The 7541-nt window shown below is 59.9% G+C and carries 7 protein-coding genes; 6 read left to right on the top strand and 1 reads right to left on the bottom strand.

What is annotated here, in order from left to right:
• Window positions 1-751: 751 nt before the first annotated feature.
• Both AC1Y2B_RS23210 and AC1Y2B_RS23205 read left to right on the top strand, forming a co-directional pair.
• The gene (locus tag AC1Y2B_RS23210; protein WP_482255496.1) at window positions 752-1084 is read left to right on the top strand and encodes a helix-turn-helix transcriptional regulator; all 333 of its coding nucleotides are present in this window, start codon (window positions 752-754) and stop codon (window positions 1082-1084) included.
• Window positions 1074-2384, top strand: coding sequence for a type II toxin-antitoxin system HipA family toxin (locus tag AC1Y2B_RS23205; RefSeq protein WP_482255495.1), 1311 nt, complete (start codon window positions 1074-1076; stop codon window positions 2382-2384). Before AC1Y2B_RS23210 ends, AC1Y2B_RS23205 begins: the two co-directional genes overlap by 11 nt.
• 101 nt (window positions 2385-2485) lie before the next feature.
• Here the strand turns inward: AC1Y2B_RS23205 and AC1Y2B_RS23200 are convergent, their stop codons facing one another.
• Window positions 2486-2809 carry a DUF736 domain-containing protein gene (locus AC1Y2B_RS23200; protein ID WP_322573457.1) on the bottom strand — a complete coding sequence of 108 codons (324 nt, stop codon included), beginning with the start codon at window positions 2807-2809 and terminating at the stop codon, window positions 2486-2488.
• A 779-nt stretch (window positions 2810-3588) separates the two neighbouring features.
• Between AC1Y2B_RS23200 and AC1Y2B_RS23195 the strand changes: the two genes are divergently transcribed.
• The 4 genes from AC1Y2B_RS23195 to AC1Y2B_RS23180 all read left to right on the top strand — a co-directional run bounded on the left by AC1Y2B_RS23195 (window position 3589) and on the right by AC1Y2B_RS23180 (window position 7207).
• The gene (locus AC1Y2B_RS23195) at window positions 3589-4416 is read left to right on the top strand and encodes a protein NO VEIN domain-containing protein (RefSeq protein WP_482255494.1); all 828 of its coding nucleotides are present in this window, start codon (window positions 3589-3591) and stop codon (window positions 4414-4416) included.
• Window positions 4413-5459, top strand: coding sequence for a hypothetical protein (locus tag AC1Y2B_RS23190; protein ID WP_482255493.1), 1047 nt, complete (start codon window positions 4413-4415; stop codon window positions 5457-5459). The genes AC1Y2B_RS23195 and AC1Y2B_RS23190 overlap by 4 nt, the downstream gene beginning before the upstream one ends.
• Before the next feature lie 172 nt (window positions 5460-5631).
• Window positions 5632-5880: a helix-turn-helix domain-containing protein gene (locus AC1Y2B_RS23185; RefSeq protein WP_202662008.1), complete on the top strand. Its 249-nt coding sequence runs from the start codon at window positions 5632-5634 to the stop codon at window positions 5878-5880.
• A 1-nt stretch (window position 5881) separates the two neighbouring features.
• Window positions 5882-7207 (top strand): type II toxin-antitoxin system HipA family toxin, encoded by a 1326-nt coding sequence (locus AC1Y2B_RS23180; protein ID WP_482255492.1) that lies wholly within the window; start codon window positions 5882-5884, stop codon window positions 7205-7207.
• Window positions 7208-7541: the final 334 nt, after the last annotated feature.

Genomic DNA, 7541 nt, shown 5'->3' with positions numbered 1-7541 from the left:
CGCGCGACAGGCGCCCGAAGTGTTTGACCGGATCTGCAATCACCCTCGTGCGTTCGGCTCGTCCGAATCCGCGAGGGCGGCACGCTCGCGTAGCCGACCCCTCTGGGGTTGAGTGTCAAAGAGACGGATCAGACCAAGGACAGCGAATGAAAGCGGGGGATGGGGCTTTGACCTCAGACAGGAGCCCTACCCCGTCACGGGATGCCCACCGCTCGCCAGCCGTGCCGCCACGTTGGTCTCAATCGATTGTCATATTCCAGACCGGGTTCTCACAAACTTCAATGCTGCCCATGAATACGAGGCGGGCTCCCGCGCCCGACCCGACCTCTGGCACCAGGCCGCAACGCGCCGAACCTCACGCCATCAGTCTCCTTCCGGCTGGATCAGCCGTCGCGCAAGGGATCGTCGCCCGCATGGGGGGAGACTGCCCGGCAGGCTCCAGTCGGGACGACCAGAGCCCGGTTCCGGCTCTGCCGGGATGTGCCATCGCTTCTGCTGCCTCTTGCAGCCCAGCAAAGGTGTTTGGAAATCTGAACCCCTAGGTTTCAGGACCAGAGCGCTAATTTGCTGCGCAGCAAATATGACCATTCAATCGAACCTCGACGGTCATGCGCGCTTAAACAGCCATAAAAGCATCATATGACCATTAAACTAGCCAAGTGTTGACACCGTTGCCTTTGAACCGCATACTGGACACTTAAATGATCATGAAGAGACCCTAGGGTCATTAAACTGCGCAAAGAAAGCTCCCATGAAGCGGATTAGAAGCTACTCTCGGGTGACAACCGAAGCCCTGTCTCTCTTCGGCAAACTGATCAAGACGGCCCGTCTGGAACGCGGGCAGACCTCCGAAGAGCTTGCGGAACGGGCAGGCATCAGCCGCACGACGTTGCGCAACATCGAGAATGGTGGGCCAGGAACCGAAATCGGCGCCGCCTTCGAGGTCGCCACACTGCTGGGGATCCGGCTCTTTGACGTTGACCCGCCCATATTGGCACTGCATTCCGCACGTCTGGACGAAAAGCTCACACTGTTGCCAAAGTCTGCGCGCCCGACGGGTCCGGAGGTAGATGATGACTTCTGAATTCCCTCAGCTCAGCGATGCTTTCGTCTGGATCTGGCTGCCTGGTGAGACCGAGCCTGTGGTTGCGGGCCGGATCACCCAGGACAGGAATCGCTATGTCTTCAACTACGGTGCAAGCTATCTCGGCCGCAAGGACGCCATCCCGATCTATGAACCTGAACTTCCTCTTGGTCGCGGAGTGATCGAACCGTCGGCCGGTCTGTCTATGGCAAGCTCCATTCGCGATGGCTCACCGGACGCGTGGGGCCGCCGCGTCATCATCAACCGGTTGATCGGGACGAAGGCAACGGAGGCCGCTGACCTTTCGGAACTCACCTTCCTGTTGCAATCAGGTTCTGACCGCATCGGCGCGCTGGATTTCCAGACATCTTCGACAGATTATCTACCGCGCCTGAAAGCCAATGCGCCTTACGAGGAGCTGCTGGAGGCCGCCGCGCGCGTTGAGAAAGGAGTGCCACTCACCCCGGCCCTTGACCTCGCTTTGAACCATGGCACTTCGATCGGCGGCGCCCGTCCAAAGGCCTTGATTGATGATGAAGATCGCAAACTGATTGCAAAGTTCTCGGCGAGCGCTGACATTTACAGCGTCGTAAAGGCTGAGTTCATCGCCATGAAACTGGCAGCGGCCTGCGGCTTGGACGCAGCACCCGTCTCCTTGGTCCCGGCAGGGGGTAAAGACGTTCTGCTGATCAATCGCTTTGACCGTGTAAAGGCCGCGAACGGATGGCACCGGCGGGCCATGGTCTCCGCTCTGACAATCCTCGGGCTGGACGAGATGATGGCGCGCTATGCGTCCTATGCGGACTTGGCTGAGATCATCCGGCACAGGTTCACCGATCCAAAAAACACGCTCCGCGAGCTTTTCGGACGGATCTGCTTCAATATCCTTTGCGGGAACACGGATGACCATGCGCGCAACCACGCCGCATTCTGGGACGGCAAGATGCTGTCGCTGACCCCCGCTTATGACATTTGTCCGCAAGGCCGAACCGGCTCCGAGGCCACTCAGGCGATGCTGATCGCCGGGGACAACCGCAGCAGCACGCTGGCCAGTTGCCTTGCCGCCGCGCCGATATTCTTGTTGGACGAAAACAAGGCAACGGAGATCATGCACAAGCAAATCGCGGCGATTGCGGACGGGTGGGATCGCTTCTGTGACGAAGCGAAGCTGACCGAGACAGACAAGAAGCTCTTTGCCGGCCGGCAGTTCCTGAATTCCTATTGCATCCAGGACCTCAGCAACCAGTCGGCCACTTTGCGCGAAGCATTCGAGGCTGCGCGCGCAAAGATCTCCGCTTGATAGCGTTGACTGAGCGACCTTTCGATCTGCAGCCCTCGGGGACGAGAGCGTAAGGGCACCTCTCGGCCCCGGTCTTTCGACCGGGGCCTTTGCCTTGGCGATCAATCGCCGCGGCGGGTATTGGGGCGTGACCAGATGAGGCTCGAGCCCTCACCGTCTTCGTCATCGAAGAGGTTGGCGTAGATCGGGGCGGCAAAGCTCGGATCGTCCAGCTTCAGGCCCAGGTATTCGCGGCCCTCGTTCGATTTCTTCGTCCAGGCGGCGCCGATCTCGGCGCGGCCGACTAGAACCCGGTGGCTGGGCGCGTTCTCGCCCGAAGCGCGCAGGTCGGGGACGAGGCGCACACCCTTGGCCTGCAGGCTGAGGGTGAAGATTTCGCCGGTGTATTCGGTGCCGGTCTTCTTGAAGGTGCCGATGGTCGCCATGTTCTTTCTCCGTTTTGCTGTCTCTAGCCCGCGTCCTTGCGGCCTCGATGGCGATCGACAGCCCGGAGGCGACCGCTGGCGCACCCCGTTAACGGGGCTGGACAGCACAGGAGAAACTTTCTTGCCGCGCGAGGAATGACGGTGCCCGCACCGACAGGGGAAGAAAGTTGTGACGACGCTGTTGCGCCGAAGCGGTCGAGACGAAGACGTCCTTCGGGCAGATCAGCCCATCACCAGAGGCCGTTGGACGCGGGCTGGGACACACAATCCACGGAGATCAAGGCGACCCTGAAGGCCCGTCAGGAGAAACAGGACAGGCACTACCGGCGATGAAACCACCTCGGTCGACCAGCCAGGCCAGATTGCGCCTCCCGCCTGACTTGCGGCCTCGCGGCTCCCGCCGCTCCACGTGGTTCAGGTCTGCCAGCGTGATGGCAGGTAAAGGACGAGATCCGAACGAGTGCGGCGGCCAGGCAAGATGCAGTTAAATCCAAGCTGAGACTCCACCGCAACCGGCGCAACTCGATGATGATCTGACGGTGAGGCATTTGCCCTCGCGCCCCCGCTCCAATTCCTGCCGCTTCGATGATCACTTGGCAAAGGCCCGTCGAAACGATGTCGCGGCGATGCTGGTCAAAATCGCAAGATACCTTTGGGGCACAGTTGTACGGCCTGGCCAAACTCCCCTTGATCAATGGACTTCCCGGTCAGACCGGAAACCATCGCAATCCAAAGGGTTTCAGGATGACAGCCAAGCGCAGCCCGACTAGCCTCACCCCATGAGCGCAGACGATTGGACCGATCTTGAAAACGATGCCTGCGTTGCGAGTTACTTCGCGATGCTCGGGCAGGAATTGGCAGACGAGGCATACAACAAGGCGGCGCAGAACCGGCTTTTGCAGGAACAGACCGGCCGCAGCCGGGGTTCAATCGAATTCAAGCTCTGCAACATCTCAGCCGCGCTCCGTGGATTTGGCCTGCCCACGATCAGGGGCTATCAGCCACGCTTCAACTTCCAGATGGCGCTGGCTGTGTCCGTGTCACGCTGGCTGGCCGGACACCCGGAGTGGGAGCCGTCGTTGATTAAGCCCCACTCCAGCGCCGTGGCTGAAGCTGCGCCCCTCTTCATCGGAACTGCCCCGACTCTTCGCAATTTGCCGCCACCCGAACTCGACCAGATGCAAGCGGTTGCCCGCCGCTTCGACGTCGCCGCCCGCGACGAGCGCAATCGCACTCTGGGTCGCGCAGGAGAAGAGCGTGTCTTTCATCATGAACGCCAAACTCTGCGTCACCACGGCCGGGATGATCTGGCGCGTCGTGTCCGCTGGGTTTCGCGCGAGGATGGCGATGGAGCTGGCTATGACATCGCCAGCTTCAGCCATGACGGGCGTGACCGTCTGATCGAGGTCAAAACAACCAACGGCTGGGACCGCACTCCGTTCCACATTTCGCGCAACGAACTTGCCGTGGCCGAGGAGCGCCGTGAAGATTGGTATCTATTTCGTCTGTACGATTTCGCGCGGACCCCGCAGGCATTTGAGCTGCGACCGCCACTTGATGCCCATGTTTCTTTGACCGCCACACAGTTTCAGGCGTGCTTCCAATGATGGGTAATCGCAGATTCCATCGCACCATCGGCATCGACTATTCAGGGGCAGAAACCGCCGAGGCCAGCCTGAAAGGGCTGCGCGTCTATCAGACCTTGGGCGACAGCGTCGCCGAAGAGGTATTGCCGCCCGCCAGCCCCAAAAAATACTGGACAAGGCACAGCCTCAGCGATTGGCTGATCGAAACCTTGGATGGATCGGTGCCGACAGTTGTCGGCATTGATCACGGCTTTTCATTCCCGATACGCTACTTCGAGCGGCATGGCCTTGAGCCCGATTGGCCGAATTTCCTCGACGATTTCTGTGCGCACTGGCCGACAGATGGCAAGCACACCTATGTCGATTTCGTGCGCGACGGGTCTGTTGGAAATGGCGCGGCGCGGCAAGGAGAGAGGCATTGGCGGCGGCTGACCGAGGAGGCTGCCGGATCGGCAAAGTCAGTTTTCCATTTCGACGTTCAGGGAACGGTCGCCAAATCAACCCATGCCGGCATCCCATGGCTGCGCAAAATTCGACAGGCTCGCCCGCAGATCCATTTCTGGCCTTTTGATGGTTGGGAACCTGCTAAGGACGCCTCAGTGATCCTCGAGGCCTATCCCAGGCTGTGGAGCAGCCTCTATGGCAGCGAGGCAAGAACTCAGGACCAGCACGATGCCTATACAATCGCGCGTTGGCTCCAGGAGGCCGATATCAGTGGTGAAATCAAACAGGCGTTTGCGCCGCCCCAGCCGGAAAGTGTTGCGATGACAGCTCAGGTCGAAGGCTGGATTCTCGGAACCACTTGGCCCCCGACTGACAAGCCCCGCTCCCGCCCAAAGAGTGAAAGCCCTCGCAGATCCTCAACCACGGCAACTGGTTACGTGAACCGCAATAGTCAGGAAGTGCTGTTCCGCACCGGACAGCCCGGCACTGACCACAACCAGATCGTCTACATCCTGCAATGTCGCCACTGCGGTGCGCGGTACGGTTCGAACGGTTCAGACGTTTTTCAACGCCGTTGCCCGGAATGCGGCGATGGAAGGCCCGGAATCCCAACGGGTTGACGCTTTATCTGTCCGGCTCGGCTTAGCCGCGTTCTACCTCCTTTTGCGCCCTGCTGAGACTTTTTCATCGCCCCTGAACGATATTTCCCAATTATAGCTTAACTGGGATATCACGGAAAAATCGTCTTTTGGCTATATTGACGAAATATCGCCGATAGACTATCAGTTTAGCATGGAAAAGCCCCTCACCCATTCCATACGTAGCCTCCGGCAGGCGGCAGCAGCCCTTCGCGCCCGCAGGCGTGCACAGGGGATGACCCAGAAGCAACTCGCTGAAACGACGGGTACTGCCCAATCCACCATCTCGGATATCGAGACGGGCGTCGTTTCGGTCAGCCTCGACGTCTATCTGCGCCTTCTCGAAGCCCTCGGTGCTGAGTTGACCGTGACCGGGCGCATGCCTGATCAGGATACGAACTGACATGGCACGCTTGGCACGCAGGCGGGCCGGCATCCGGCGTAGCAAGACGGCAGTCTGGTATGAACGGACACGGGTTGGCACGCTGATCAGGGCCACCGATGGCGGCGTTGCCTTTTCCTACGATCCAGCCTGGCTGGCCTCGGACTTGGCTTTCCCTGTCGCCAGTGTGCTGCCGCTGACCCAAGGAGACTGGAAAGGCGATCCGGTGATTGCCGCCTTCGACAACCTGCTGCCCGATGCCGAAGGAGAATTGCGCGAAAAGATCGCGGCGCGAGTCGGCGCCGAAGGCAAAGACGTGTTCTCCCTTCTGTCTGCGCTTGGGCGGGACTGTGTGGGGGCGCTGCAATTCTTGCCCGTGGAAGAAGAACCCGCGGCCCAAGATATGGATTATCGCCAGATTTCCGAAGAGGAGATGGTCGCTGATCTAAAGAACCTCGCTGCCGCGCCATTGGCGCTCGGGGATGACGAGGATTTCCGGATCTCCATCGCCGGGGCACAGGAAAAAACTGCTTACCTTAAAATTGGGGGCCTTTGGGCGAAACCACGTGGGATCACGCCAACGAGCCACATCTTCAAGACCCCGATGGGCATCTTGCCTGGTCCCGACGAAATCGACATGAGCGACAGCGTCGAGAACGAGCTGTTCTGCATGACTCTGGCCGGTGAGATCGGCTTGCCAGTTGCGACGGTCAGGAAAATAGTCCTGCCCGGACAGGTCGCACTCGCGGTCGAACGTTTCGACCGAGTCTGGGATCACGAAGCCCTGAAGCGCTTGCCGCAGGAAGACATCTGCCAATCGCTTGGTTTCCCCTCGGCCCGGAAATACCAAAAGGCAGGTGGCCCCGGCATTGGCCAAATCATGGAACTCCTGCGGGAATCCGACGATCCTATCCGGGATCGAGAAACCTTCTTCCGCGCCCAGATCTTCTACTTCCTGATCGGCGCCTCTGACGGCCATGCCAAGAATTTCAGCCTGCAACTGGGACGCCGCGGCCGTTTCCGCCTCGCTCCGCTCTATGACATCCTGAGCGTCGCACCCGTCGTCCATGCCGGGCGCCTTCAGCGCAAACGCTACCGGCTCGCGATGTCCATCGACGGCCATTACGGCATTGATGAAATCGTGCCGCGCCACTTTGAAGCCGAGGGCAAGGCGAGCGGCCTTCCAAGGAACCGTGCGCTGGAGCTTCTCTCGGACATGGCTGACAGCCTCGGTCCGGCGCTGGAACGGACAAAGCTTGGCTTGGGCGATCAGGTACCGGGGAGCGTGAGCGATCCGATCATCACGGATTCAATGCAGCGCGCGGACCAGGTCCGAAAGGTCCTGTAGGGCGGCGCCAAGCGGCTTTTGCCACTTGCGATCCTTCATAAATCCCGGGTTTTCAACAGGTGTTGAAAATCTTGTTCGGGTTGAAGCCCTAGCCCCGGTCATTCGACCGGGCCCTGTGCTCTGGCGATGAATCACCCGCTGCGTCGATGATAGCCTAGCAAAACAATTGCGAAAGCTGGGGTTAACGGCCCTTTGCGGACAGTCAGCCACTCCCATGAGCTGTTCAGGGAAGTCCTCAAAGCGGCCGTTTGGGTGCGTCTCGGGAAGGTGTTTGACACCGCCATCTGCATCCAACCAGCGCCCTAGCGTGATGCCGTTCACTGCTGCGAGAATT

The organism is Stagnihabitans sp. (assembly GCF_964946895.1).
This window is presented reverse-complemented; position numbering and strand designations above follow the sequence as displayed.